At 73.6% G+C, this 24,780-nt stretch carries 26 protein-coding genes; 15 read left to right on the plus strand and 11 right to left on the minus strand.

Translation table 11 applies throughout. The annotated features are described in order from the left end of the window. The first annotated feature begins 98 nt into the window (after window positions 1-98). From uraD to pucL, 3 genes are read left to right on the plus strand one after another with little or no spacing between them, the layout of a single operon-like run. Complete coding sequence (gene uraD / locus Q5530_RS27740; RefSeq protein WP_415365748.1) at window positions 99-587, plus strand: 2-oxo-4-hydroxy-4-carboxy-5-ureidoimidazoline decarboxylase; 489 nt, start codon at window positions 99-101, stop codon at window positions 585-587. Next, on the plus strand, window positions 584-871 hold the full coding sequence (locus Q5530_RS27745) for a hydroxyisourate hydrolase (protein ID WP_415365749.1): 288 nt from the start codon (window positions 584-586) through the stop codon (window positions 869-871). Before uraD ends, Q5530_RS27745 begins: the two co-directional genes overlap by 4 nt. Window positions 872-874: 3 nt before the next feature. Further along, the gene (gene pucL, locus Q5530_RS27750) at window positions 875-1,753 is read left to right on the plus strand and encodes a factor-independent urate hydroxylase (RefSeq protein WP_415365750.1); all 879 of its coding nucleotides are present in this window, start codon (window positions 875-877) and stop codon (window positions 1,751-1,753) included. 20 nt (window positions 1,754-1,773) lie between these two features. Here the strand turns inward: pucL and Q5530_RS27755 are convergent, their stop codons facing one another. The 3 genes from Q5530_RS27755 to aceB are packed head-to-tail and all read right to left on the minus strand — an operon-like array spanning window position 1,774 to window position 5,002. Beyond that, window positions 1,774-2,232, minus strand: coding sequence for an Imm1 family immunity protein (locus tag Q5530_RS27755; RefSeq protein WP_415365752.1), 459 nt, complete (start codon window positions 2,230-2,232; stop codon window positions 1,774-1,776). A gap of 51 nt (window positions 2,233-2,283) precedes the next feature. Continuing rightward, complete coding sequence (locus tag Q5530_RS27760) at window positions 2,284-3,468, minus strand: DUF6986 family protein (protein ID WP_415365753.1); 1,185 nt, start codon at window positions 3,466-3,468, stop codon at window positions 2,284-2,286. Window position 3,469: 1 nt separating this feature from the next. Continuing rightward, entirely contained in the window at window positions 3,470-5,002 is a 1,533-nt protein-coding gene (gene aceB, locus Q5530_RS27765) for a malate synthase A (RefSeq protein WP_415365754.1), read from the minus strand. A gap of 84 nt (window positions 5,003-5,086) precedes the next feature. Between aceB and Q5530_RS27770 the strand changes: the two genes are divergently transcribed. Both Q5530_RS27770 and Q5530_RS27775 read left to right on the plus strand, forming a co-directional pair. Beyond that, entirely contained in the window at window positions 5,087-5,842 is a 756-nt protein-coding gene (locus Q5530_RS27770) for an IclR family transcriptional regulator (protein ID WP_415365756.1), read from the plus strand. Between the two features lie 90 nt (window positions 5,843-5,932). Continuing rightward, a complete protein-coding gene (locus Q5530_RS27775; RefSeq protein WP_380633291.1) occupies window positions 5,933-6,481 on the plus strand; it encodes a flavodoxin family protein in 549 nt (182 codons plus the stop codon). Between the two features lie 174 nt (window positions 6,482-6,655). Here the strand turns inward: Q5530_RS27775 and ftsY are convergent, their stop codons facing one another. Further along, window positions 6,656-8,113 (minus strand): signal recognition particle-docking protein FtsY, encoded by a 1,458-nt coding sequence (gene ftsY, locus Q5530_RS27780; protein ID WP_415365757.1) that lies wholly within the window; start codon window positions 8,111-8,113, stop codon window positions 6,656-6,658. 115 nt (window positions 8,114-8,228) lie between these two features. On the opposite strand from ftsY, the gene Q5530_RS27785 reads away from it, so the two are divergent. Then, window positions 8,229-9,365 carry an anhydro-N-acetylmuramic acid kinase gene (locus tag Q5530_RS27785; protein WP_415365758.1) on the plus strand — a complete coding sequence of 379 codons (1,137 nt, stop codon included), beginning with the start codon at window positions 8,229-8,231 and terminating at the stop codon, window positions 9,363-9,365. Next, window positions 9,352-10,896 carry a sodium:solute symporter gene (locus Q5530_RS27790; protein WP_415365759.1) on the plus strand — a complete coding sequence of 515 codons (1,545 nt, stop codon included), beginning with the start codon at window positions 9,352-9,354 and terminating at the stop codon, window positions 10,894-10,896. The genes Q5530_RS27785 and Q5530_RS27790 overlap by 14 nt, the downstream gene beginning before the upstream one ends. Here the strand turns inward: Q5530_RS27790 and Q5530_RS27795 are convergent. Next, window positions 10,872-11,807: a GNAT family N-acetyltransferase gene (locus Q5530_RS27795; protein ID WP_415365760.1), complete on the minus strand. Its 936-nt coding sequence runs from the start codon at window positions 11,805-11,807 to the stop codon at window positions 10,872-10,874. The two genes, Q5530_RS27790 and Q5530_RS27795, sit on opposite strands and share 25 nt — an antisense overlap. A gap of 51 nt (window positions 11,808-11,858) precedes the next feature. Here Q5530_RS27795 and Q5530_RS27800 point away from each other — a divergent pair, with 51 nt between their 5' ends. The 5 genes from Q5530_RS27800 (at window position 11,859) to Q5530_RS27820 (ending at window position 15,836) form a co-directional block, all read left to right on the plus strand. Next, complete coding sequence (locus Q5530_RS27800) at window positions 11,859-12,434, plus strand: maleylpyruvate isomerase N-terminal domain-containing protein (protein ID WP_415365762.1); 576 nt, start codon at window positions 11,859-11,861, stop codon at window positions 12,432-12,434. 26 nt (window positions 12,435-12,460) lie between these two features. Then, window positions 12,461-13,660: a cytochrome P450 gene (locus tag Q5530_RS27805; protein ID WP_415365763.1), complete on the plus strand. Its 1,200-nt coding sequence runs from the start codon at window positions 12,461-12,463 to the stop codon at window positions 13,658-13,660. 38 nt (window positions 13,661-13,698) lie between these two features. Then, window positions 13,699-14,040 carry a hypothetical protein gene (locus Q5530_RS27810; RefSeq protein WP_415365764.1) on the plus strand — a complete coding sequence of 114 codons (342 nt, stop codon included), beginning with the start codon at window positions 13,699-13,701 and terminating at the stop codon, window positions 14,038-14,040. 15 nt (window positions 14,041-14,055) lie between these two features. Beyond that, entirely contained in the window at window positions 14,056-14,757 is a 702-nt protein-coding gene (locus Q5530_RS27815) for a lysophospholipid acyltransferase family protein (protein ID WP_415365765.1), read from the plus strand. A gap of 425 nt (window positions 14,758-15,182) precedes the next feature. After that, window positions 15,183-15,836, plus strand: a complete 654-nt coding sequence (locus Q5530_RS27820) for a hypothetical protein (protein ID WP_415365766.1) — start codon at window positions 15,183-15,185, stop codon at window positions 15,834-15,836. Between the two features lie 66 nt (window positions 15,837-15,902). On the opposite strand, the gene smc is transcribed toward Q5530_RS27820, so the two are convergent. From smc to Q5530_RS27840, 4 genes are read right to left on the minus strand one after another with little or no spacing between them, the layout of a single operon-like run. Beyond that, entirely contained in the window at window positions 15,903-19,541 is a 3,639-nt protein-coding gene (gene smc, locus Q5530_RS27825; RefSeq protein WP_415365767.1) for a chromosome segregation protein SMC, read from the minus strand. Window positions 19,542-19,596: 55 nt separating this feature from the next. Continuing rightward, a complete protein-coding gene (locus Q5530_RS27830) occupies window positions 19,597-20,274 on the minus strand; it encodes an anti-sigma factor family protein (RefSeq protein ID WP_415365768.1) in 678 nt (225 codons plus the stop codon). After that, the gene (locus Q5530_RS27835; protein WP_415365769.1) at window positions 20,271-20,777 is read right to left on the minus strand and encodes a sigma-70 family RNA polymerase sigma factor; all 507 of its coding nucleotides are present in this window, start codon (window positions 20,775-20,777) and stop codon (window positions 20,271-20,273) included. The genes Q5530_RS27830 and Q5530_RS27835 overlap by 4 nt, the downstream gene beginning before the upstream one ends. A gap of 33 nt (window positions 20,778-20,810) precedes the next feature. Next, window positions 20,811-21,119, minus strand: a complete 309-nt coding sequence (locus Q5530_RS27840; protein WP_415365770.1) for an acylphosphatase — start codon at window positions 21,117-21,119, stop codon at window positions 20,811-20,813. A gap of 64 nt (window positions 21,120-21,183) precedes the next feature. Between Q5530_RS27840 and Q5530_RS27845 the strand changes: the two genes are divergently transcribed. Further along, complete coding sequence (locus Q5530_RS27845; protein ID WP_415365771.1) at window positions 21,184-21,894, plus strand: CAP domain-containing protein; 711 nt, start codon at window positions 21,184-21,186, stop codon at window positions 21,892-21,894. 31 nt (window positions 21,895-21,925) lie between these two features. Further along, window positions 21,926-22,441, plus strand: coding sequence for a hypothetical protein (locus Q5530_RS27850; protein ID WP_415365772.1), 516 nt, complete (start codon window positions 21,926-21,928; stop codon window positions 22,439-22,441). Between the two features lie 150 nt (window positions 22,442-22,591). On the opposite strand, the gene Q5530_RS27855 is transcribed toward Q5530_RS27850, so the two are convergent. Both Q5530_RS27855 and Q5530_RS27860 read right to left on the minus strand, forming a co-directional pair. Beyond that, window positions 22,592-23,059 carry a hypothetical protein gene (locus Q5530_RS27855; RefSeq protein WP_415365773.1) on the minus strand — a complete coding sequence of 156 codons (468 nt, stop codon included), beginning with the start codon at window positions 23,057-23,059 and terminating at the stop codon, window positions 22,592-22,594. Between the two features lie 13 nt (window positions 23,060-23,072). Then, a complete protein-coding gene (locus tag Q5530_RS27860) occupies window positions 23,073-23,603 on the minus strand; it encodes a GNAT family N-acetyltransferase (protein WP_415365774.1) in 531 nt (176 codons plus the stop codon). Window positions 23,604-23,674: 71 nt separating this feature from the next. Between Q5530_RS27860 and Q5530_RS27865 the strand changes: the two genes are divergently transcribed. Then, on the plus strand, window positions 23,675-24,775 hold the full coding sequence (locus Q5530_RS27865; RefSeq protein ID WP_415365775.1) for an NAD(P)/FAD-dependent oxidoreductase: 1,101 nt from the start codon (window positions 23,675-23,677) through the stop codon (window positions 24,773-24,775). Window positions 24,776-24,780 lie beyond the last annotated feature (5 nt).

Below are 24,780 nucleotides of genomic sequence, written 5' to 3' on the forward strand. Positions count from 1 at the left end.
CGGCACCGCGACGGCACGTCATTGACACGTCCGGGGGGCGCTCGTACCGTCCCGCCCAGGCGGAAACGCGATTCCGCGAGACGGAAAAGGGAGCGCCCGTGCCCGACCTGCCCGCGTTCAACTCGGCGCCCCCGGACGAACTCCGCCCCCTGCTCGCCGAGTGCCTCGCGGTGCCGCGCTGGGTGGACGCCGTGCTGGCCGGTCGGCCTTACGCGGACGTGGAGGCGCTGCTCGCCGCCGCGGACCGGGCCGCCGAGGAGCTGTCCGACGACGAGGTCCGCGCCGCGATCGCCGGGCACCCGCGCATCGGGGAGCGCGCGACGGGCGGTGGGCCGGGCGCGCGGTGGTCCGCCGACGAGCAGTCGGGCGTCGCCGCGGCCGCGGCCGGTCGGCTGGCCACCGCGAACGCCGCCTACGAGGAGCGCTTCGGGCACATCTACCTCGTGTGCGCGACCGGGTTGAGCGGCGAGCGGGTGCTGATCGACCTCGACGCGCGCCTGGGCAACCCGCCGGACGTCGAGCTGCGCGTGGTGAACCGGGAACTGGCCAGGATCGCCGCGCTGCGGCTGGGGAAGGTGCTGTCGTGACCACGCTGTCCACCCACGTGCTCGACGCGGAGGCCGGCCGGCCCCGGGTCGGCGTGCCGGTCCGGTTGGAGCGCGACGGCGAGGTGCTGGCCGCCGGCCGCACCGACGAGGACGGCCGGCTGCGGTTCGCCGAGGAGCTGTCCCCCGGCGTGCACCGGCTGGTGTTCGAGGTCGACACCCCGTTCTACCCGGAGGTCACCGTCACCTTCCGGGCCGCGGCGGGGCACCTGCACGTCCCGGTCCTGCTCAGCCCGTTCGCCTACACCACCTACCGAGGGAGCTGACCCGTGGCCATCGTCCTGGGGGACAACCAGTACGGGAAGGCGGAGAACCGCCTCGTCGTGGTGTCGCGCGACGGCGCCGTGCACCGGATCAAGGACCTCACGGTCAGCACCTCCCTGCGCGGCGACCTCGCCGACACCCACCTGACCGGCGACAACTCCAAGGTGCTGGCCACCGACACGCAGAAGAACACCGTCCACGCCTTCGCCAAGCAGGCGCCCGTGGGCGAGATCGAGGACTTCGCGCTGCGGCTGGGCAGGCACTTCGTCTCCTCGCAGGAGGCGATCACCGGCGCGCGGGTCCTGGTCGACGAGCACTCGTGGGAGCGGATCGAGGACCACGACCACGCATTCGTGTCGGGCAGCGCCGAGAAGCGCACCACCGCCGTGACCGTCGACGGCGACCGGGCGTGGGTGGTGTCCGGCCTGCGGGACCTCGTGGTGCTCAAGTCCACCGGCTCGGAGTTCCACGGCTTCCCGCGCGACGAGTACACGACGCTGCGGGAGACCGACGACCGCGTGCTGGCCACCTCCGTCACCGCCCGCTGGCGCTACCGGGGCGGTGACGTCGACTGGGCCGGGGCGCACGCCGCGATCAGGCGGCTGCTGCTGACCACCTTCGCCGGCAGGCACAGCCTGTCGTTGCAGCAGACCCTGTACGCGATGGGGGAGGCGGTGCTGCTGGCCCGGCCCGAGGTCGCGGAGGTGCGGCTGTCGATGCCGAACAAGCACCACTTCGCCGTGGACCTGTCCCCGTTCGGGCTGACGAACGACAACGAGGTGTTCCACGCCGCCGACCGGCCGTACGGGCTGATCGAGGGCTCCGTGCTGCGCGACGACGCCGAGGACCCGGGGCTCGCCTGGCACACCCTGCCGACGTTCTAGCGCCTCACCCCCACAGCGCCTCACCCCTCGTAGCGCGCCATCCGCTGGAGCCGCCAGGCGTGGAACAGGTCGGACTCCTCGTACCAGTCCACGGCGGTCGGGCGCCGCGCGGTGGCCAGGAACTCCAGCAGGAGCGCCCGGAACACCGGCAGCGGCACGCCAACGCCCGGCGGGAAGTCCGTGTAGGGCTCGTCCACGAACGGCGCGTCCGGGTCGCCCTTGGGCCAGCCGGTGAACTCGTCGTCGACGTAGTTCAGGTAGCCCCACCCGCCGCGGACGGCGAGCACCAGGTTGTGGTCGCTCTCGCCCTCGTCGTCGACGTCGCGGCCGAAGTGCTCCAGCATCGCGTCGTTGCACCCCGGCCGCGCCAGGGCCTCGACGAGCAGGTCCACGTCCGCCTCGCACGCCACCACCCGGTAGCGGAACTCGGCCCGTTCCAGGTCGGGCAGCCCCGTCCACAGCCCGGCGCGCATGGTCATGCACCCCACGATGGCGGCCGGCCCGCGGATCGGCCCGTCGAGCCCGCAGGATCACCCCATCCGGCGACGGGCCAGCCCGCGCAGCTCGGGCAGGCCCAGGCCGGTGGCTCGGCGGACCTCGTCCTCGGCCAGCGCGCCGCAGTCCAGCGCCCGCAGGAAGGACGCCGACAGCGCCTGGGCGGTGGCGGGCTCGTCCAGCACGGCCCCGCCGGCGCGCTCCACGTACGCCCGCAGCCGGTCGGCGTCGGCCGCCACGCCCTCCAGGTGGAAGGCGTGCACGGCCGCGTACCTGGTCACCAGCTGCGCCGGGTGCAGGTCCCAGCCCTGGTAAAAGCCGTGCGCGAGAGACCGGCGGACGAGGTCGTAGTGGGTGCGCCACCCCTGTTCCACCCGGTCGCCGACCGGCAGCACGTTGGTCGAGCCGTCGGACAGCTCGACGCCAGTGCCCGCCGCGGACACCTGCATGACGTGGCGGGCGAAGTCGCACGCCCCGTGCGCCAGGTGCTGGTGCGCCGCGCCGAGCCCGCAGCCCGCCGTGTAGTCGTAGGTGCCGAAGTGCAGGCCGCTGATCCGGCCCCGGCCCGCCTCGATGAACCCGGGCAGGGCCAGCCGCCCCCGCGGGTCGACGACCGACCGGGTCGTCTCGACCTGGACCTCGAACCGCAGCGGCAGCCCGAACAGGTCCAGCACCTCGCCGAACACCTCGACCTGCGCCACCGACGTGACCTTGGGGAAGGTGATCACCAGCCCGTCGGGCGCGCCGCCGAGCGCGGTCAGGAAGACGTCGAGGGTGCGCAGGCCGCGCTCGCGCAGCGCCGCCGTGTCGAACGACTTCATCCGCAGGCCGAAGCGCGGCGGCGCCACGCCCTCGTCCAGCCAGTCCCGCACCACCAGCGCGGTGCGCTCGGCGTCGGCGTCCTCCTCGTCGTCGGCGCGGGTGCCGTAGCCGTCCTCGAAGTCGATCCGCAGGTCCTCCACCGGCTCGGCGGCGAGCTTGGCCCGCACCCGGTCCGGCACGACCGCCGGCACGCCGAGCAGGCCGACCAGGTCGGGGCGCGCGTCCAGGGCCGCAAGCGCTTGCGCGCCCCAGTCCCGCACGGTCGAGGCGGTGACCCGGTCGGCGGGCGCGTAGCAGGTGTGCACGGGCTGCCTGCCGACCGGCCACCTCGGCTCCACATCGGACAGCCGCGCGGTGAGCGCCCGCACCGCACCCGGGTCGAGCGAGGTCCGGGGCACGTCAGCCGATCCGCTCGTAGGCGGGCAGGGTCAGGAAGTCCACGAACTCGTCGGCCAGCGCGACCTGCTCGAAGAGCTCGACGGCCGGGTCGAGGTGGTCGCCCTCCAGCTTCTCCCGCACCCCGGCCAGCACCTCCCGGACGAGGTCGGCGGTGACCGGCGTGCCGTCGTCGAGCACCACGTCGTTGTGCACCCACTGCCACAGCTGGGAGCGGGAGATCTCGGCCGTGGCGGCGTCCTCCATGAGGTTGTGGATGGCCGCCGCGCCGTTGCCGCCCAGCCACGACATCAGGTAGCGCACCCCGACGTCCACCGCGGACTCCAGGCCCGCGCGGGTCGCCGCGCCGCCGGTCGAGGCGAAGTCCAGCAGCTGCCCGGCGGTCACGGACACCTCGGGCCGCAGCACGTCGAGCTGGTTGGGCCGCTCCCCCAGCACCCCGTCGAAGATCTCCCGGCACACCGGCACGAGGTCGGGGTGCGCGACCCACGAGCCGTCGAACCCGTCGCCCGCCTCGCGGGTCTTGTCCGCGCGCACCTTCGCCAACGCGTTCCCCGTGACCTCGGGGTCGCGCCGGTTCGGGATGAACGCGGCCATGCCGCCGATGGCGAACGCGCCGCGCTTGTGGCACGTGCGCACCAGGAGCTCGGTGTAGGCGCGCATGAACGGCGCGGTCATGGTGATGCTGTCGCGGTCGGGCAGCACGGCGTCCGGGCCCGCGTCGCGGAAGTACTTGATGACGCTGAACAGGTAGTCCCAGCGGCCGGCGTTGAGGCCGGAGGCGTGGTCGCGCAGCTCGTGGAGGATCTCCTCCATCTCGAACGCGGCCGGGATGGTCTCGATCAGCACGGTCGCGCGGATCGTGCCGTGCGGGACGCCGAGCCGCTGCTGCGCGGCGGTGAACACGTCGTTCCACAGCCGGGCTTCGAGGTGGCTCTCCATCTTCGGCAGGTAGTAGTACGGCCGGCCGAGGGACGCGTTGTGGAAGAAGTGCAGGCCGAAGTCGACCAGGGCGCCGACGGCGGGCGCGCCGTCGACCTCCAGGTGCCGCTCGGGCAGGTGCCAGCCGCGCGGGCGGACCACGATCGCGGGGCGCTCCACGTCGTCGCGCAGGGCGTAGCGCTTGCCCTCCGGCGAGGTGAACCCGATGGTGCCCCGGGCGGCGTCGCGCAGGTTGACCTGGCCGGAGACGACGTTGTGCCAGTGCGGCGTGTTCGCGTCCTCCAGGTCGGCCAGCCAGACCCGCGCGCCGGAGTTCAGCGCGTTGATGGTCATCTTGCGCTCGGTCGGGCCGGTGATCTCCACCCGCCGGTCGCGCAGCGGCTCGGGCGCTTCGGCGACCCGCCAGTCCCCCTCGCGCACGGCCCGCGTCTCGGGCAGGAAGCCCAGGGTGCGGCGCTGCGCGCGGCGGCGCATCAGCGCGGCGTGCGCCGGCGCGAACGACCGGTGCAGACCGGCCACGAACTCCAGCGCGTCCGGGGTGAGGACCTCGTCCCCGCGCTCCACTTCGCCGCCGAGGACCCGGACACCGGACATGGAGGCCCACCTCTTTTCGCCTTGGTTTCTACTCAGCGGACTATAGTTTCCGCAAAGCGGAACAGCAATGAAGGAGTGGTGGCCGTGGCCCCGGAGTCCGCCGGCGGCGTCCAGTCGCTGCGACGCGCCTTCGACCTGCTGGAACGCCTGGCGGACGCGGGTGGCGAGGCGAGCCTGTCGGAGCTGGCGGCCACGACCGGGCTGCCGCTGCCGACCATCCACCGGCTGATCCGCACCCTGGTCGCGCTGGGGTACGTGCGGCAGAACAGCAACCGGCGCTACACCCTCGGCTCGCGGCTGATCAGGCTCGGCGAGACGGCGTCGCGGCAGTTCGGCCGGTGGGCGCGACCGCTGCTGGCGGAGCTGGTGGACCGGGTCGGGGAGACGGTGAACCTGGCCGTGCTGGACGGTGACGAGGTGGTGTACGTGGCGCAGGCGCCGTCGCGGCACTCGGTGCGGATGTTCACCGAGGTCGGTCGGCGGGTGCTGCCGCACGGCACCGGCGTGGGCAAGGCGATGCTGGCGCAGCTGCCCCGGGACGAGGCGCGGGCGCTGCTGGAGCGGACCGGCCTGCCCGCGTCCACGCCGAACACCATCACGGACGCGGCCGAGCTGCTGGCGTCGCTGGACCTGGTGGTCGAGCAGGGGTACGCGCTGGACGAGGGCGAGCAGGAGGTGGGCGTGCGGTGCGTCGCGGTGCCGCTGCGCGACGCGCCCGCGTTGGCCGCGGTGTCGGTGTCCGGGCCCGACAGCAGGCTGACCAAGGAGGCCGTGACGCGCATGCTGCCCGACGTGCTGCGGATCGCGGAGCGCCTGTCGACCGAGGCGACCAGGGCCTGATCCGTTCGGGCGAACGAAGCCGAACGAACTTGACGGCACCTCGCTTCGTGTATTTATATGCAAGTACATACAAATTAGTTGGGGGCCGATGTGGGTACCGGGACCGGGCGCAAGTTCCTGTTCGTGCTGGGCAGCGCGCGGCGCGACGGCAACACCGAGCAGCTGGCCAGGCTCGCGGCCGAGCAGCTGGGCGACGTCGAGCAGCGCTGGCTGTGGCTGGGCGACGTGCCGCTGGCGGACTACCGGGACGTCCGGTACCCGGTCAGCGAACGACCCGAGCCGACCGGCAACGAGGAGCTGCTGCTGGACGCGACGCTGGAGGCGACCGACATCGTGATCGCGTCCCCGACCTACTGGTACAGCGTGTCGTCGTCGACCAAGCGCTACCTGGACCACTGGTCGAACTGGGAGCGCGTGCCGGGCTTCGTGGAGGCCATGGCGGGCAAGCACCTGTGGGCGGTCACCGCGCTCGCCGAGGAGCCCCACCAGGCCGGCGCCCTGCTGGACGCGCTGGAGCGCGCCGCGGTCTACCTGAAGATGACGTGGCGCGGCGGTCTGGTCGGCGTCGGGAACCGGCCGGGTGACGTCCTGTCCGACACCACCGCCCTGACCACCGCAAAAACCTTCTTCACCGCCTAACCCCGCGAGTCGTACGTTCCGGTCGACCGTGTCGTACGTTCGCGACCCCCGAGTTCAACGTTCAGGACCCCCGAGTTCAGCGTTCGCGTCGGGCGGTTCTCGCCTGAACCCTGAATTCGGGGGTCCTGGACGTACGACACGGTGGGTCTGGACGTACGACTCGCGAGGAGTGGGTCAGCCCAGGAGGGCGTTGACGAAGGCTTGCGGTTCGAAGGGGGCCAGGTGGTCGGCGCCCTCGCCCAGGCCGACCAGCTTCACGGGCACGCCCAGTTCGCGCTGGACCTGGAAGACGATGCCGCCCTTGGCGGTGCCGTCGAGCTTGGTCAGCACGATGCCGGTCACGTCGACGACGTCGGCGAAGACGCGGGCCTGGGTCAGGCCGTTCTGGCCGGTGGTGGCGTCGAGCACGAGCAGCACCTCGTCCACCGCCGCCTGCTTCTCCACCACGCGCTTGACCTTGCCCAGCTCGTCCATCAGGCCGGTCTTGGTGTGCAGGCGGCCCGCCGTGTCGACGAGCACGGTGTCCACGCCCGCGTCCACGCCCCGCTTGACCGCCTCGAACGCCACCGAGGCCGGGTCCGCGCCCTCCGCGCCGCGCACGGTCGCCGCGCCCACGCGCGAACCCCACGTCTCCAGCTGGTCGGCCGCCGCCGCGCGGAAGGTGTCCGCCGCGCCCAGCAGCACGGTCCGGCCGTCGGCCACCAGCACGCGCGCAAGCTTGCCGGTGGTGGTGGTCTTGCCCACGCCGTTCACGCCGACCACCAGCACCACCGCGGGCTTGCCCGAGTGCGGCAGCGCGTTGACCGCGCGGTCCATCTCCGGGTGGAGCACGCTCACCAGCACGTCGCGCAGCATCGCCCGCGCGTCGTCGGACGTCCGCACGCCGCGCGAGGCGATCTGCTCGCGCAGCGCGGCCACCACCTCGTCGGTGATCGCCGAGCCGAGGTCGGCCATGAGCAGCGTGTCCTCGACGTCGGTCCACGAGTCCTCGTCCAGGTCGCCCGCGCCGAGCAGGCCGAGCAGGCCCTGGCCGAACGTGGACCGCGACCGCGACAGCCGTCCGCGCAGCCGCTCCAGCCGGCCCTCGGTCGGCTCGATCTCGTCGATCTCCGACGCCTGCTCGGGCAGGTCGACCTCGACGAACCCGCGCTTGACCGAGTCCCGCGGCACGGCCGCGTCGTCGCCGACGCCCGGCTGGCCGTCGACCTCGGTGCGGTCCGCCACCGGGTGCTCGACCGGCGGGACGGCGGGAGGCGTGGAGACGGGAGGCGCGGGGGGTTCGGCGACGGGAGGCGTGGCGGGGTCCGCGAGCGGAGGCGCGGGGGGTTCCGCGACGGGGGGTTCGGCGGTCGGGGGGCGGGAGACCGGCTTCTCGACCACCGGGGGGGTGGTGGGGGGCGCGGTCCTGTCCACCACCTCGGGCTCGGGCCGCTCGACCACCGGTGGCGGCGCGGGCGCGTTGAACGTGATCGCGCCGCCCGCCCGGTACCCCGTGGCGGGCTTGTCCTGCTCGGGCTCGGGCTCGGTGAGGCTGATCCGCCGCCGCCGGGACAGCACGACGCCCGTCACCAGGGCGACCAGGAGCAGTGCCGCGACGACGACGATGATCCAGATCAGGGTCGTGGTGGTCACCGGCCAATCCTCGCACGACCCGGCGATGTTGCCGATCGACCAACCACGTCGAGATCAGGCAACTTTCCCACCAGCACTCTTGCGCGCACCCTCGGCTGTGCAATAGACCACAGGCGTGAGGGTGATCGGGCTGATCTCAGGCACCTCGATGGACGCCATCGACGTGGCCGTGGCCGAACTGTCCCTGGACGGGCCCACCGTCCACCTGGAACCCGTCGAGCACGCCGAGCACCCGTTCCCCGAGGAGCTGCGCAGGCCGCCGAACTCCGCCGCCGAGCTGTGCGCGCTGGACACCGGGCTCGGGCGGGCGTTCGGCGACGTGGCGCGGCGGTACCGGGGCGACCTGGTGGCCTCGCTCGGGCAGACCGTGCACCACGAGGTCGCGGACGGCCGCTGCCTGGGCACCCTCCAGCTCGGCCAACCCGCGTGGATAGCCGAAGCCACGGGGCTGCCGGTGGTGTCCGACTTCCGGGCCCGCGACGTCGCCGCGGGCGGGCACGGCGCGCCGCTGGCGAGCACGCTGGACGCGCTCTGGCTGGCCGAGCTCGACGGCCCGGCCACCGCGCTGAACATCGGCGGCATCGCCAACGTGACCAGGGTTTCGCCCGGAGGTGTGGTGGCCTACGACACCGGACCCGGCAACGCGCTCATGGACGCGGCGATGACCGTGCTGACCGGCGGCCTGCGCACCCGGGACACCGACGGGGAGTTCGCCCGGCGCGGCCGCGTCCACGACGAACTGCTCGACCGCCTGCTGGCCGACCCGTACTACGCGCTCCCCGCGCCCAAGTCCACCGGCAAGGAGCACTTCAACCGCTCCTACCTGGACCGGGTCGCCGGAGGTCTGACCATCCAGGCCGAGGACTTCCTCGCCACCCTCACCGAGCTGACCGCCCGCACCGTCGCCGCCGAGTGCGAGGGCGTGGTCATCGGCTCGGGCGGCGGGATGCGCAACCCCGCCCTGGTCGAGTCGCTGCGGCGGCACGTGGACCTGCGCCCCAGCGACGAGTTCGGCCTCCCCGCCGACGGCAAGGAGGCGTACCTCGCCGCCCTGCTGGGCTTCCTGACCTGGCACGGCCTGCCCGCCAACGTGCCGTCCGCCACCGGCGCCGCCGGACCGCGACCGCTGGGGTCGATCACCCCCGGCCGCGTCCCGCCGCGCCTGCCGGAACCCGCGGTGACCGCCGTCCGCGGTCTGAGGATCGGCCGCCACCGGCGGCCCTGGGATGGAGGACCCCGTGCGCGCACTTGACGTCGGCATCATCGTGCTGTTCCTGGTGGGCATGCCGCTGCTGGGCGTGTGGATCGGCGGCAGGCAGCGGTCCGCCACCGACTACTTCGTCGGCGAGCGGCGCATCCCGTGGTGGGTGGTGTGCGTGTCGGTGGTGTCGGCGGAGACGTCGACGCTGACCGTGCTGAGCGTGCCCACGGTCGGCTACCTGGGCACGATGACGTTCCTGTCCCTGGCGATCGGCTACCTGATCGGCCGGGTCGTGGTGTCGTTCGTGCTGCTGCCGAAGTACATCGCGGGCGAGCTGATCACCGCCTACGGGTTCCTGGGCAAGCGGTTCGGCGCGGGCATCCAGGGCACCGCCTCGGTGACGTTCCTGGTGACCCGCCTGCTCGCGGACGGCCTGCGGCTGTTCGCCACGGCCATCCCGGTCAAGGTCGTGCTGGGCGCCTACGGCGTGGACGCCTCGTACTGGGCGATCGTGGCCGTGCTGGGCGTGGCGATGGTCGTCTACAGCTTCCTCGGCGGCGTGCGGGCCGTGGTGTGGGTCGACGCCGTCCAGATGCTCTGGTACGTCCTCGGCGCGGCCGCGGTGATCGCGGTGCTGAGCGGGAAGCTGCCGGACGGCTGGTTCTCCGGGGCCGCCGACGCGGGCAAGTTCCAGGTGCTCGACCTCGACTCCAACCCCCTGACCTCCCAGTACGCGATGGTGACCGCGTTCGTCGGCGGCGCGGTGCTGTCCATGGCCTCGCACGGCGCGGACCAGCTGGTCGTGCAGCGGCTGATGGCCACCAAGGACGTGCGCGCGGCGCAGAAGGCGTTGATCACCAGCGGCGTGGTGGTGTTCTTCCAGTTCGCGCTGTTCCTCTTCATCGGTGTGATGCTGTGGGCCTTCTACCGGGCCGCCGCGCCGGTCAAGGACCTCGGCCTGAACAACAACGACGAGCTGTTCGCGCACTTCATCGTCAACGAGATGCCGTCGGGGCTGTCCGGCTTCGTGATCGCGGGCATCCTCGCGGCGGCGCTGTCGTCGTCGCTGGGGGCGCTGGCCTCCTCGACCGTCACCGACGTGGTGCAGCGCGTGCGGCGGCAGCCGATGAGCGAGGCCGAGATGTTCCGGCAGGGCCGCATGTGGACCGTGGTGTGGGCGGTCCTGCTGATCGTGTGCGCCGGGCTGTTCGCCTCGCTGACCCGGCGCGGCAACCCGATCGTCGAGCAGGGCCTGTCGATCTCCGGGTTCACCTACGGCGCGCTGCTCGGCGCGTTCCTGCTCGGGCTGGTGTTCCGCCGGGCCCGGCAGGCCGACGCGATCGTGGCGTTCGCGGTGACCGTGGTGGTGATGGCGTTCGTGATCCTCGGGGTGAAGTTCGTCGGGCCCGACGCGCGACTGGTGATCGACTTCGCCGCGGCGGCGCCCGCCAACCGGGTCTTCGCGCTCGCCTACCCCTGGTACACGCCGCTGGGCGTGCTGGTCACGCTGGTCGTGGGCGGGCTGCTGTCGTTGCGGCACAGGGCGGACGACCCCGCTCAGGCCGCCTTGCCCGCGCGGTAGGCCACCAGCTCCACGTGCAGCCGGAAGCCCAGGCGCTCGAACAGGCGCCGGGACGACCGGTTGCCGGCCAGGATCGCGGCGGCGGCCTGGGGACGGGCCCCGGACCTCTCGGCGAGCTTCCAGATCAGCTCGGTGACCAGGGCCGCGCCCACGCCGTTGCCGCGCACGTCCGGCTCCACCGCGACGAAGTCGAGGTAGAACTCGGCGGGGTCGGCCTTGCCGGAGGCGTAGCCCAGCACCCGGTCGCCGTCCATGGCGACGACGACGGTGTGGCCGCGGCTGCCGTCCACCAGCGTCCGGCCGGAGAGGTGGGTCTTGGGGAAGCACCGCTCGTGCAGCACCGCGACGGCCTCGTGCACCGCGGGGTCGGTGGGCAGCACGCGCATCTCGCGCGCCGGGCCGGTGCGCGGGCAGCCCGCCTCGCGCAGCAGCAGGTTGCGCAGGTCGTCGCCGGTCAGCGTGTGGATGCCGCACGGTCGGGCGGCGGCGAAGCCGTGCCGCTCGGCGAACGCGGCCAGCCGCCGGTGACCGGTGTGGCCGAGCAGCTCGCGGTCGGTGACGCCCCCGAGCAGCGGGGCCGCGGCGGCGTAGAGGGCGTCGGCGGTCTGGTCCCAGATGCGGCTGCCCGCCGGGTGGTTCACCGGCACGTCCACGAACGGGCCGTGCAGGAACGCGCGGCCCAGCTCGGCGTCCACCTCGACGCTGAGCGCGCCGCACGCGCGGTCGGAGTCGTCGACGGCGACCACGGTGCACGAGGGCCAGTCGGGTTCGAACTCGGCCAGCTCCTCGGCCACCTCGCCGAGCGTCTCGCCGAGGTAGCCGATGTGGTGGGCGTCGTCGGTCTGCAACCGGAGCACCAGGGCGGTGACGGCGTCCAGGTCGGCCTGGGTGGCGGGACGGATGTCGTACATGTCTGAGATGGTCGCTCGCGGGTCTGACGAACGCGAGGGAGTTTTCCGGCCGTGGACGCGAAGGACGTGACGGAGGTCGCGGCGCACTGCGCGGCGTTCCTGGACGGGGTGGTCGAGGCCGACTGGGCGGCGGTCGTGCCGGGGATGGGCTGGACGGTGGCCGCGACCGCGGCGCACGTCTCGGACTGCCTGCTCTGGTACGCCACCGACCTGGCCGCGGGGCCGGTGGAGCTGAGCACGGCGGAGGTGGCGGTGCGGCCGGGCAGCCCGCCCGGTGAGCTGGTGCGGACGCTGGAGACCTTCGCGTCGGTGCTCGCCTCAGTGGTGGCGGCGGTGCCCTCGGGCTCGCTCGGGTGGCACCCGTGGGGACTGGCGGACGCGGCCGGGTTCGCCGCGATGGCGTGCGACGAGATGCTGGTGCACACCCACGACGTCGGGCGCGGGCTGGCCGTGGCGTTCGAGCCGCCGTCCCGGTACGCGGAAAAGGTGGTGGCGCGGCTGTTCCCGGACGCGCCGACCGGCCACGACCCGGTCGACACCCTGCTGTGGGCCAACGGCCGGGTGCCGCTGGCCGGGCTGCCGCGGCGGGAGGGCTGGCGCTGGCGCTGCGCGCCGCTCGACTCCTAGCGCGCCCGGCTCCTAGCGTCGGGGGCATGACGGACAGCGCCACGACCCCCGGGAACCCCACCGACGACGTCCTGGACATCCCCTTCCCCGACGCCTTCGCCTTCGACCCCTCCCCCACCTGGGCCCGGTTGCGGGAGGAGGCGCCCGCGGTCCGGGTGCGCACCCTCGCGGGCGCGCTGGTGTGGCTGGTGACCCGCTACGACGACGTGCGGCTGGTGCTGGCCGACCCGCGGTTCTCGCGGGCGGGCGTGGTGGCGCCCGGCGCGCCGCGGGTCGGCGTGTCCAGGCCGCTGCCGGGCACCCTGCCGACCACCGACCCGCCCGAGCACACCCGGCTGCGCAGACTGGTGTCCGGTGCGTTCTCGCCGCGGCGGGTCGAGGCGACCAGGCCGTGGGTGCGCGGGCTGTGCGAGGAGCTGGCCGACGGCCTGGCGGAGGGCGGTGACCTGCGGCAGGTGTTCGCGCTGCCGCTGCCGATCCAGGTGATCTGCACGCTGCTCGGCGTGCCGTACGCGGACCGGGAGCGGTTCCGCGAGTGGGTGGAGCTCGCCTACAGCCTGGAGGTGTCCGAGCGGCCGCGGGTGGAGGAGGCCATGGCGGGCCTGCTGGAGTACGTGGGCGGGCTGGTCGCGCGGAAGCGGCGGGCGGGGCGGGCGGACGACGTGCTCGACGAGCTGTGCGCCACCCCGCTCACCCACGACGAGCTGGTCGCGTTCGCGGTGAACCTGCTCGTCGCCGGGCACGAGACCTCGGCCAACCAGATCACCAGCTTCGTGGCCACGCTGCTGCGCGACCGGCGGCACTGGGAGCGGCTGGTGGCCGAGCCGGGACTGGTGCCGGCCGCGGTGGAGGAGCTGATGCGGTTCACGCGGCTCAGCGACGTGGGCCAGCTGCGGGTCGCGCTGGAGGACGTGGAGGTCGCGGGAGTGGTGGTGCGGGCGGGCGAGGGCGTGATGGCGTCGATCGGCTCGGCCAACCGCGACCCGCGGGCGTTCCCGGAGCCCGACGAGCTGGACCTGACCCGCGCGCCCAACCAGCACCTGGCGCTGGGCGTCGGCCCGCACTTCTGCCTGGGCGCGCAGCTGGCGCGGATCGAGCTCCAGGAAGCCCTGTGGGCGCTGCTGCGGCGGTACCCGGGACTGCGCCCGGCGCGCCCGGTGGATGAACTGGTGTGGCGGCGGGTGCTGGTCAGCGGTCTGGCCGAGTTGCCGGTTGTGCCGGAGTAGGTGTTGCCGCGCGTGGTGCGGTGGGGAACCCTGGGAGGGTGAGTGAGGAAACGATCCAACTCGAACTCAACGACAGCGGGGTTGCGGTAGACCTCCCGATGCCCTCCAACCGGCGCGACAAGGTGCAGGAGGTGCCCTACCGGCCGGTCGAGTTCAGCGATGACGACCTGCCCAGCGCGTTGGAGCGCGCGGCCATCTGGCTGCGGCAGACCCAGGACTGGCTCGGCGAGGCGGTCGACGTGCTCGCGGTGCACCTGGACTACGACGACACCAAGGGCTCGCCGTACTACAACCTGAAACTGCTGTGCAACGAGGAGGACCTGGCGGGCGTGCCGAAGATTGTCCGCGAACACTCGTCCAGCACAACTACTGACGAGTAACGTACTCTGGGCGCCATGCCTGATCGCGTGTACCCGCCGGTGATCGCCGCGTGCAAGTTGATGTTCCGCGTGCTCGACCTGCGCATCACCCGGGACGGCACCGACCACGTGCCGACCACCGGCGGGGCCGTCATGGCCTCGAACCACGTGTCGTACCTGGACTTCATCTTCGCGGGCTTCGGGGCCCTGCCCGCGAAGCGGCTCGTGCGCTTCATGGCCAAGCACGAGGTGTTCGAGAACCGGATCTCGGGCCCGCTGATGCGCGGTATGCACCACATCCCGGTGGACCGCAGCGCCGGGCAGGCGTCCTACCAGCAGGCGCTGGCGGCGTTGCGGGCCGGCGAGATCGTCGGGATCTTCCCCGAGGCGACGATCAGCCGGTCGTTCACGGTCAAGGAGGTCAAGAGCGGCGCGGTGCGGTTGGCCGCCGAGGCCGGCGTGCCGCTGCTGCCGACGGCGCTGTGGGGCACCCAGCGGCTGTGGACCAAGGGCAAGCCGAAGAACCTGACCCAGCGGCACGTGCCGGTGACGATCGTCGTGGGGGCGCCGATCGAGCCGACCACCGACGAGGCGCTGCGCACGCGGGTGCGGGAGCTGCTGGACGAGGCCCAGCGGCGGTACCCGGAGTCCGGCGAGGGGCAGTGGTGGCAGCCCGCGCACCTGGGCGGGACGGCGCCGACGCCGGAGGAGGCGGCCCGGCTGGACGCGCGCCGGTAGGCCGTCCGGGGTTCCGCGAGCGGACTCCACCACCACGGCAGTCGGAAGACCGGAAGAATGGTGATCCCGATTTCCGATCGGGATCACCCGACCACACCGGGTCACAGCACGAAAAACCTCGCGAAGTCCCCCACTTCGGCATCGGGGTGCACCAAAGCCCAGCGCATTGCGGGGCGAGCGAGCCGACTGCTACCTTCATGACCAGGAGTACCTGGAGCTTCCGGCCGCTCCCGTGATTTCGCGCGGTAGCCGGCGCCCTCGAATTCCAGCCGAGACAGAAAAGGCGCCGCCCCGGTGGGGGCGGCGCCTTTCGGCGATAACTCAACCGAAGTGGTCTAGCCAGTCTGAAGCAGACAACCAGGGACCGCTCAACGGCCTTCGGTCCGACTGTAACCCCGGGAAGGCGGAAAAGCAACATGAAGCCCATGCAGAGCATCGCGGAATTGATCAGCCTGCCGCGCTTGAGGTGCTACCTCGACCACGTCCACGGTGACCTGGAGGCCGCCGTGGAGCTGTACGCGTGGAACGCCCGCGTCAGCGCCGCCTTCGGCGAGACGTCCGGCATCCTGGAGGTCGTCCTGCGCAACGCCCTGGCGAAGCAGATGAACGCCCGCCACATACGTGGACGACATCCAGGCTCCTGGCTGGACGACCACGCCCGGGAGCTGACCCCGCAAGCCCGTGCCGACATCGCCAAGGCGCGCAACCGGGTTGAGCGGACCGGGAAACGGGCCGTCGACGACCAGGTCATCACGCAACTCGGGTTCGGCTTCTGGCGCTTCCTGGTGATCAAGCGGTACAGCTCGACCCTGTGGTTGGACCTCCAGTACGCGTTCCCCCACGCCCCGAAGCGCAACCGCAGGTACGAGGTCGAGACCCGGGTGGCCGCCCTGCACGAGTTCCGCAACCGGATGGCGCACCACGAGCCCGTGTGGAACAAACCCCTGAAGGCCCGCTTGAGCGACCTCCGCGACGTCGTGAACTACGTCAGCCCGGAGATCGGTGACTGGTGGAACCAGGGTTACTGCTCGATCAGCCAGGTGCTGGACACCTGCCCCGTGTCCCGCCCGCACCCCTGACCGCCGTGAACCCCCGGCCCCGGGAGCGTCGACCGCCGCTCCCGGGGCCGGGCGGGTGGACCCGCGTCAGGCCGGCCCGGCGCTCCCCGGCGCCGGTTCCGCCTTGGGCTTGGCCGCCCTCGGCTTCTCCTCGCGCCCCCGCAACCGCTGCGAGATCACCTGGCTGATCCCGTCACCGCGCATCGACACGCCGTACAGCGCGTCGGCGATCTCCATGGTCGGCTTCTGGTGCGTGATGATCAGCAGCTGCGACCTCTCCCGCAGCTGCTCGAACAGGCTGATCAACCGGTGCAGGTTGGTGTCGTCCAGCGCCGCCTCGACCTCGTCCATCACGTAGAACGGCGAGGGCCGCGCCCGGAAGATCGCGACCAGCATCGCCACCGCCGCCAGCGACTTCTCGCCGCCCGACAGCAGCGACAGCCGCTTGACCTTCTTGCCCGGCGGGCGGGCCTCCAGCTCGATGCCGGTGGTCAGCATGTCGCCCGGCTCGGTCAGCACGAGCCGCCCCTCGCCGCCGGGGAACAGGACCTTGAACACGACCTCGAACTCGCGCGCGACGTCCTCGTAGGCCAGCGTGAAGACCTCCAGGATCTTGTCATCGACCTCCTTCACCACGGTGAGCAGGTCGCGCCGGGTCGCCTTGATGTCCTCCAGCTGGTTGGACAGGAACTTGTACCGCTCCTCCAGCGCCGCGAACTCCTCCAGCGCCAGCGGGTTGACCTTGCCCAGCAGCGACATGTCCCGCTCGGCCCGCTTGGCGCGCCGGGCCTGGGTGTCGCGGTCGTACGGCATGGGCTGCGGCGCGGTCACCGCCTCACCGCGCTCCCTGGCCGCCTCGTACTCGGCCAGCTCCTGCGGCGACGGCGGGATCGGCACGTCGGGCCCGTACTCGCCGACCAGGTCGTCCAGGCCGATGCCGAAGTCCTCGGCGACCTTGGTCTCCAGCTGCTCGATGCGCATCCGCTGCTCGGCGCGCAGCACCTCGTCCCGGTGCACGGCGTCGGTCAGCTTCTCCAGCTCCACCGACATCTCCCGCACCAGGCTGCGCACCTGCGCCAGGTACGCCTCGCGGCGGGTCCGGCGCTCCTGCGCGGCGTCGCGCTCACGAGCGGCGCGGTCCAGCGACCCGGCGATCCGCTCCAGCGCCGCCTCGCCGCCGCGCACCACGGCCTTGGCCACGACCGCCCCCCGCGCCCGGGACGCCTGCGCGCGCTGGGCGCGTTCCCTGGCCTCGCGCTCGGCGCGGGCGGCGCGGCGCAGGCCGTCCGCCTTGCCCTGCAACGCCCGCGCGCGCTCCTCGGCGGTGCGCAGCACCAGGCGCGCCTCGACCTCGCCCTGCCGGGCGGTGGCCAGCTCGGCGGCCAGCTCGTCGCGGTGCGCGGTGTCCGGCTCGTCGTCCAGGTCCTGCTCCTCCTGCGCGACGAGCAGGCGCTCCTCCAGCTCCGCCAGCCTGAGCAGGTTCTCCTCGCGGGCCGCCTCGACCTTCGCGCGCTGCACGCGGGCGCGCTCGGCCTCGGCCTCGGCGGACCGCACGGCCGCCGCCAGCCGGTTGAGCCGCTCCGAGGACCTGGCGCGCCGCACCTTGGCCTCGTTGAGCTGCTCCTTCACCTCGGCCACCTCGGCGCGCCTGGCCTGCTGCTCGGCCCGCGCGCCCTCCAGGGAGGCCGCGGCCTGCTCCAGCGCGCGTTCGGCCAGCGCCAGCGCCTCGGACGCCTCGTCCACCGCGGCCTGGATCTCGATGACGCTCTGGCTGCGCCCGGCCGCCCCGCCGACGGCCCAGTCCCGCCCGAACACGTCGCCCTCGCGCGTCACCGTGCGCACCGACGGGTGCCCGGCGACCAGCGCCCGCGCCCCGGCGAGGTCGTCGACCACGGCCAGCCGGTCCAGGGCCCGGTGCAGGGCGGGGCGCAGCGCGTCGGGCGCCTGCACCAGCTCCACCGCCCACCGACCGCCGGGCGGCAGCGCGGGCCACCCCGACCGGTCGAGGTCGTACCCGCCGCCGATCAGCACCCCGGCCCGCCCGGCGTCCTGCTCCTTCAGCAGCTCCAGCGCGGCCGCCGCGTCGGACCCGGACGCCACCGCGACCGCGTCCGCGACCGGCCCGAGCGCCGCCGCCAGCGCCACCTCGAACCCCGGCGCCACGGTCAGCAGCGCCGCCACCGAGCCGAGCAGCCCCGGCAGCCGCGACGCCAGCAGCGCGCCCGCGCCGTCCTTGCGGGTCAGGCCCAGCGACAGCGCGTCCACCCTGGCCTGCCACGAGGCGATGTCGCGCTCCGCCGCGCGCTCGGCCCTGACCAGCTCCTCCACCCGCGACCGCGCCGCGTCGTTCGCCTCCACGGCCAGCCGGTGCCGGTCGTCGAGGCCCACGTCGTCCTCGTCCTCGGTGCCGGTCACCTCGCGGGCCTCGGCCAGCTCCCGCGCCGCGAACTCGGCGCGCTCCACCGCCTCGGCCAGCGAGGCGGACATGCGCTCGATCTCCTCGGCGGTCGCGCTGGTCTTCGACCGCAGCGCCTCCACCTGCCCGGACAGCCGGGCCAGTCCCTCGCGCCGGTCCGCGATCGCCCGCACCGCGGCCAGGTGCGCCTTCTCCGCCGCGGACACGACCCGCTCCAGCTCGGCCCGCGTCTCCACGGCCTCGGCCAGCCCGACCCGGGCGTCGGTGACGCCGTCCTGCAACTCCTGCTCCAGCACCGCGGTCTGCTCGGCCTCGGCCTCCAGCTCGTCGGGGTCGCGCCCGCCGCGGGGCGCCTCCACCGCCGCCGACAGGTGCCGTTCCCGCTCCACGGCCAGCCGCACCGTGCCGCGCAGCCGCTCCTCCAGCGCCGACAGCCGGTACCAGGTGTCCTGGGCCTGCTGGAGCTTCGGCGCGTCGGCCGCGACCTGGTCCTCCAGCTCGTTCTGCTGGAACTGCGCCTGCTGGAGCGACTTCTCCACCTCGGCGCGGCGGGCGCGGGCGGCGGCCTCGTCGCGCTCCTCGCGGGCCAGCGCCTCGCGCCGGGTGACCAGGTCGTCGGCGAGCAGGCGCATCCGCGCGTCCCGCAGCTCGGACTGCACGACCTGGGCGCGGCGGGCGATCTCGGCCTGCTTGCCCAGCGGCTTGAGCTGGCGGCGCAGCTCGGCGGTGAGGTCGGTCAGGCGGGTCAGGTTCGCCTGCATCGCCTCCAGCTTCCGCAGCGCCTTCTCCTTGCGCTTGCGGTGCTTGAGGACGCCCGCGGCCTCCTCGACGAACGCCCGGCGCTCCTCCGGCTTGGACTCCAGGATCGCGGCGAGCTGGCCCTGGCCGACGATCACGTGCATCTCGCGGCCGATGCCGGAGTCGCTGAGCAGCTCCTGGATGTCCATCAGCCGGCAGGAGCTGCCGTTGATCTCGTACTCGGTGGCGCCCTCGCGGAACATCCGGCGGGTGATCGACACCTCGACGTAGTCGATCGGCAGCGCGCCGTCGGAGTTGTCGATGGTCAGCGTCACCTCGGCGCGGCCGAGCGGCGCGCGGCCGGACGTGCCGGCGAAGATGACGTCCTCCATCTTGCCGCCGCGCAGGTCCTTGGCGCCCTGCGTGCCCATGACCCAGCGGAGCGCGTCGAGCACGTTCGACTTGCCGGACCCGTTGGGGCCGACCACGCAGGTGATGCCGGGCTCGAAGCGCAGCGTGGTAGCCGAGGCGAAGGACTTGAAGCCCTTCAGCGTCAGGCTCTTGAGGTGCACGCCGGGCAGACTACCCGGCGCCCACCCGCACCCCGCGCCGACGCGCTGACCTGCGCTATTCCGGTCGCACGGACACGAGCACCCGCTTGTCCACCACGACGTCGAGCCGCTCGATCTCGTCGACCCGGAACGAGGTCGAGCCGGGGATGCGCTCGTCCTCGGGGTGGTCGGTGCCCCACCAGCCGCCGATCTCGGTGCGCCCGGCCCGGTCGTGGACGACCAGCGCGCAGCGCGCGTTCGCGGGCAGGTCGCGCAGGGTCATCCACAGCTCGGTGCCCCAGCTCCTGGTGACCAGCTGGACGTCGGCGCCCGCGCCGGACGCGGTGCTGGTGGCCCGCCAGGTGGGCCCGGCCGGGTCGTCGTCCAGCAGCCGGGGCACCAGCAGGACCCCGCCGAGCAGCACCAGGACCAGCGCGGCGGCCCCGGCCAGCACCGGCCACCGCAGCCGCCACCGCAGCAGCCGCAGCCGCCACCGCCGGCGGTCGGGTTCGGGCGCCGGTCCCGGCTCGGGGGGCAGCGGCCACAGCGCGGGCTCGGGCTCCGGGTCGTCGAACGGCAGCTCCAGGTCCTCCAGCCGCACCTGGCCCAGCAGCCCCGGCAGCGGCGCGAGCCGCACCATCTCCCGGCGGCACGTCCCGCAGCCGGACACGTGCCGCTCGAAGACGGTCCGCTCCGCCGGGTCGAGCGAGCCGAGCAGGTAGGCGCCCAGCGCGACGGTGTACGTGCAGCTCACGACCGGGTCACCCCCCGCTCCTCCAGCGCGTCGCGCAGCGCCCGCAGCGCGTAGAAGCAGCGCGACTTGACCGTGCCCGGCGGGATGCCCAGCACCACCGCCGCCTCGGCCACCGACCGCCTGCGGTAGTACAGCTCGACCACCACGTTCCGGTGGTCGGGGGTGAGCACGCGCAGCGCCTCGGCGACCTGCCAGCTCTGGAGCACGTGGTCCACGGCGTCGGCCACCGGCGGCAGGTGCTCGGCCTCGATCGGCACCTCCGCGTGCTTGCCGCCGCGCTTGCGGAAGCCGGAGATGACCAGGTTGCGCGCCACCGTGTAGAGCCAGGGCCCGGCCTCGGCCGGGGTCAGCCGGTCGGCGTGCCGCCAGGCCCGCAGCAGCGTCTCCTGGACCACGTCCTCCGCGTGCTGGTGGTCGCCGCCGACCAGGCGCAGGACGTAGCCGTGCAGCGGGCCGCGCCAACGGCCGTACAGCTGCCTGACGACATCTTCGCCACGGTCCACATCGGTGTACTACGCCACCGGCTCCCGGCGCGTTCAACGTTCCGCGAAACCCGTGGTGCCGTCGCGCGCCTCCGACCAGCGCTCCACGACCGAGTCCACCCGACCGGGGGTGGTGCCGGAACGCAGAGCGACGAGCAATTCCCGGCAGGCGGACTCCGGCCCCTCCGCGTTCACCTCGACCCGGCCGTCCCGCAGGTTGGCCGCGGAACCGACCAAGCCCAGCTCAAGGGCCCTGGACCGGGTCCACCACCGGAACCCGACGCCCTGCACGCGACCCCGCACCCACGCGGTGAGACGCACGGTCCGTTCTGCTTCACCCACGACTTCACCCACGACAGCCATCCTGTTCCTTCACTCTTTAGTGGTACGGTGCGCGACCGTGAGTGCACGTCGCGGTAATCGATCCGTGATCGGCGGACTCGTCGGCCTGCTGCTCGGCGCGGCCGGGGCGACCGGCGTCGCCTTCGCCGGCCCGGAGCAGCTGGCCCCGTTCGTCGGGGACACCGCAGCACAGGGCTCCGCCCCGGACAACCGGACCGGTGTCGGCGGCGTGGGCGGCATCGGCGAGCCCGCGCGCACCGACGAGCCCGTGGTCCTGCCCACGACGACGGGGACGACGTCGACCGGGACCACGACCACCACGACGACGACCACCACCGAGCCGACGACCACCACGACCGGCGCCACGACGACCACCACGACCAGCGAGCCGTCGACCGCGCCCACCACGACCACCGGGCCCGCCGAGGTGTTCCCGGAGGACGAGGTCGTCACCCTGGTCAACGAGGCGCGCGAACTCGCCGGCTGCGCGCCGCTGGCCGTGGACGAGCGGGTGGTCGAGGCGGCGCGCAAGCACAGCACCGACATGGCGGAGCGCGGCTACTTCTCGCACACCACCCCCGACGGCGTGGACTTCGCCCAGCGGATGCGGACCGAGGGCTACCCGAACCCCGGCGGCGAGAACATCGCCAAGGGCCAGCGCTCGGCCAAGCAGGTCATGAACTCCTGGATGAACTCCGACGGGCACCGCCGCAACATCCTCAACTGCGGGTTCACCACCATCGGCGTCGGCCTGGACACCCGCGGCTGGTACTGGACCCAGAACTTCGGCTGGTAGACCACCTCCGAACGACCCTTGGGAGCACCGTTTGTACGAGACCCCGGAACCCGACCGCCCACGCCTGCGCGTGTCACCGCACGTGCTGCTGGCCGCGTCCGGTGTCGTCGTGTCGACGGTCTTCGCCGCGCTCGCCTCCCTGGCGGGCCCGACGACGGAGGCCGCCTCCACCGGTGCCACGCCGCGCGAGGACGTGGTGTCCCGCGACGTCCTCACCACGGTGCCCTCCAGCGGGACGTCGTCCTCGGTGGCGACGACGACCACGGCGGGGACGACCACCACCACGGCCGAGTCGCCGACCGCCACCACGACGACCACCCCGCGCCGCACGCGCGTGACCACGGTGACCCGACCGGACGGCACCACCACGACCACCACGGTCGAGGACACCCAGCCGCAGCAGCCGACCGGCAACCCGGGCCCGACGCAGACGACCACCGTGCCGCCGGTCACCACCACGACCACCACGCAGCCCACCACCACGACCACCGTCCCGCCGGTCACCACGACGACCACGACCGCGAGCGGCGGGACAGAGGGCCTGTAACGACCCCCTCCGCTTCCGGTTGCGGCCCACCACACGATCGTGTGGTGGGCCGCTCGAACGATGAGGTGGCCGCGGTGAGCCGCCGATAACCCGAGCACCTGACCATCCGACCGGGTTCCCACAGGGAGATGGTGTGTTCGAGGAAGCTCGTCAAGCTCCGCCGGGGCCGGAGGCGCCGAGGCCGAAGAAGAAGTACGCCACGGTGGCGCTGCTCGCCGCCGGCGGCGCCGTCGTCGCCACCGTGATCGCCGCCCTGGCGTCGGTGCTGGCCTCCGGCGGCCCGGAGGCCGTTCCCCCGGAGCCGAGGGCCGAGGTGAGCACCGCGGTGGAGACCTCGGTGGCGATCGCGCCGGACGGCAGCACGTCCACGGTCTTCGTCACCGTCTCCACCCGCGTGCCCGCGACCCAGCGCCGCGAGGCGGCCGGCCCGCCGAAGCCGGAGCGGCACGACCAGGCGCCGACGCGCGGGCCGGAGCGGACGAGCGCCGCGCCGTCGCGGCCGCAGGCGACCCCGCAGCCGCCGAGCAGCCCGCCGAGCGACCCGCCGTCGTCCGCGGACCCGTCCCCGTCGTCGTCCTCCGCGGTCTCGTCGACCCCCGAGCCGACGACCACGACCACCGGGGCCGCCTAGCTACCAGACGTCGCCGGCGCGCCAGTCGCAGGTGAGGTCCGCGAACAGGTCGACCGGCCGCACCGGCAGGACGAACACCCCGTCGTCCTCGTCCTCGGTGCGCCGGACGCCCTCCGGCGTGAACGCGAACGTCCTCCCCCGCCACGGCTGCCACCCGCGCGCCGCGTAGAGCCCCAGGGCGTCCTCCGACGCGCTGAGCGCGCCGAGGTCGTACGCGCCGCGCAGGACGTCCTCCAGGGCCGCCATCACCAGCCCGCCGACGCCCCGGCGGCGGTGGGTGGCCCGCACCGCGACGCCCTCCACGTACCCGACCCGCAGCACCCGCCCGCCGACGACCATCCGGCGCTGCACCACCGCGCCGTGCCCGATCAGCCCGCCGTCGTCCCGCACGAGGGCGTGCACGCCGCCCAGGGCGTGCTCCCAGTCCTCGTCGGAGAACTCGCCGTCGAACGCCTCGTCGAGCAGGGCGCGGGCGGCCGCGCGGTCGGCCTCGGGCAGCTGCCAGGTGTGGACTACCGAAACAGGTGACACGCCTCACACCCTATGCGCGTCACGTCCCGCCTCCCCACCTCGCTCCAGGTGCGACGGGAAGGACGGGGGACATGGCAGAGCACATCGTGGTGATCGGCGCGGGGTACGCGGGGCTGGCGGCGGCCAAGCTGGCGGCGAGGTGGACCGACGCCCGGGTCACCCTGGTCAACGAGCGGGACCGGTTCGTCGAGCGGGTCCGGCTGCACCAGCTGGCGGCCGGGCAGCGGTTGCGCGAGCTCCCGCTCGCGGACCTGCTCGGCGGGACGGGCGTGGAACTCGTGGTGGACCGGGTCACCGGCATCGACGCCGACACCCGGCAGGTGCGGCTCACCGGCGGCGCGCTGACCTACGACCGGCTGGTCTACGCGCTGGGCAGCCGGACCGATCTCGGCGTCCCGGGCGCCGCCGAGCACGCGCACTCGGTGTCGACCGCGGAGGACGCGGAGGCGCTGGCCGGCGCGCTGCGGACCGCCCGCGCGGTGACCGTGGTCGGCGGCGGGCTGACCGGGATCGAGGCGGCCGCGGAGCTGGCCGAGTCGCGGCCGGACCTGGCCGTGCTGCTGGTGACCGGCGGCCGGTTCGGGGCGGCGCTGTCGGTGAAGGGGGCGCGGCACGTGCGCGCCGCGTTCGACCGGCTGGGCGTCCGGATGCGCGACCACGCGACCGTGGCCGAGGTCCGCGCGGACGGCCTGCTGCTCGGCACCGGCGAGCACCTGCCGGCCGACGCGGTGGTGTGGACGGCGGGCTTCCGGGTGCCGGAGTTGGCCCGCGAGGCCGGGTTCGAGGTGGACGCGCACGGGCGCCTGGTCGTCGACGAGACCCTGGCCTCGGTCTCGCACCCCGAGGTCGTCGGCGTCGGCGACGCGGCCGCGATCCGGCGGCCGGACGGGCTGGAGCTGCGCATGGCGTGCGCGACGGGGTTGCCGACCGCCCAGCAGGCCGTGCGGGCGCTGGCGAGCCGCCTGGCCGGCCGGGAGCCGCGACCGGTGCGCTTCCGGTACGTCAACCAGTGCGTCAGCCTGGGCCGCCGGGACGGGCTGATCCAGTTCACCCGCGCCGACGACAGCCCGGTCGAGCGCGTGCTGACCGGGCGCGCGGCGGCCCGCTACAAGGAGCTGGTGGTGCGCGGCACGGTCCTGTTCGAGCGGCACCCCGTGCTGCCCGTCGGCTGAGGGCC

The organism is Saccharothrix sp. BKS2 (genome assembly GCF_047689505.1).
GTDB lineage: Bacteria > Actinomycetota > Actinomycetes > Mycobacteriales > Pseudonocardiaceae > Actinosynnema > Actinosynnema lopnurensis.

Coding starts and splice junctions, on each gene's coding strand:
- Q5530_RS27795 (WP_415365760.1), bottom strand. CDS start 11,807: ATGTACGACATCCGTCCCGCCACCCAGGCCGACCTGGACGCCGTCACC.
- Q5530_RS27755 (WP_415365752.1), bottom strand. CDS start 2,232: ATGACCATGCGCGCCGGGCTGTGGACGGGGCTGCCCGACCTGGAACGG.
- Q5530_RS27805 (WP_415365763.1), top strand. CDS start 12,461: ATGACGGACAGCGCCACGACCCCCGGGAACCCCACCGACGACGTCCTG.
- Q5530_RS27865 (WP_415365775.1), top strand. CDS start 23,675: ATGGCAGAGCACATCGTGGTGATCGGCGCGGGGTACGCGGGGCTGGCG.
- Q5530_RS27840 (WP_415365770.1), bottom strand. CDS start 21,119: ATGGCTGTCGTGGGTGAAGTCGTGGGTGAAGCAGAACGGACCGTGCGT.
- Q5530_RS27820 (WP_415365766.1), top strand. CDS start 15,183: ATGCAGAGCATCGCGGAATTGATCAGCCTGCCGCGCTTGAGGTGCTAC.
- aceB (WP_415365754.1), bottom strand. CDS start 5,002: ATGTCCGGTGTCCGGGTCCTCGGCGGCGAAGTGGAGCGCGGGGACGAG.
- Q5530_RS27815 (WP_415365765.1), top strand. CDS start 14,056: ATGCCTGATCGCGTGTACCCGCCGGTGATCGCCGCGTGCAAGTTGATG.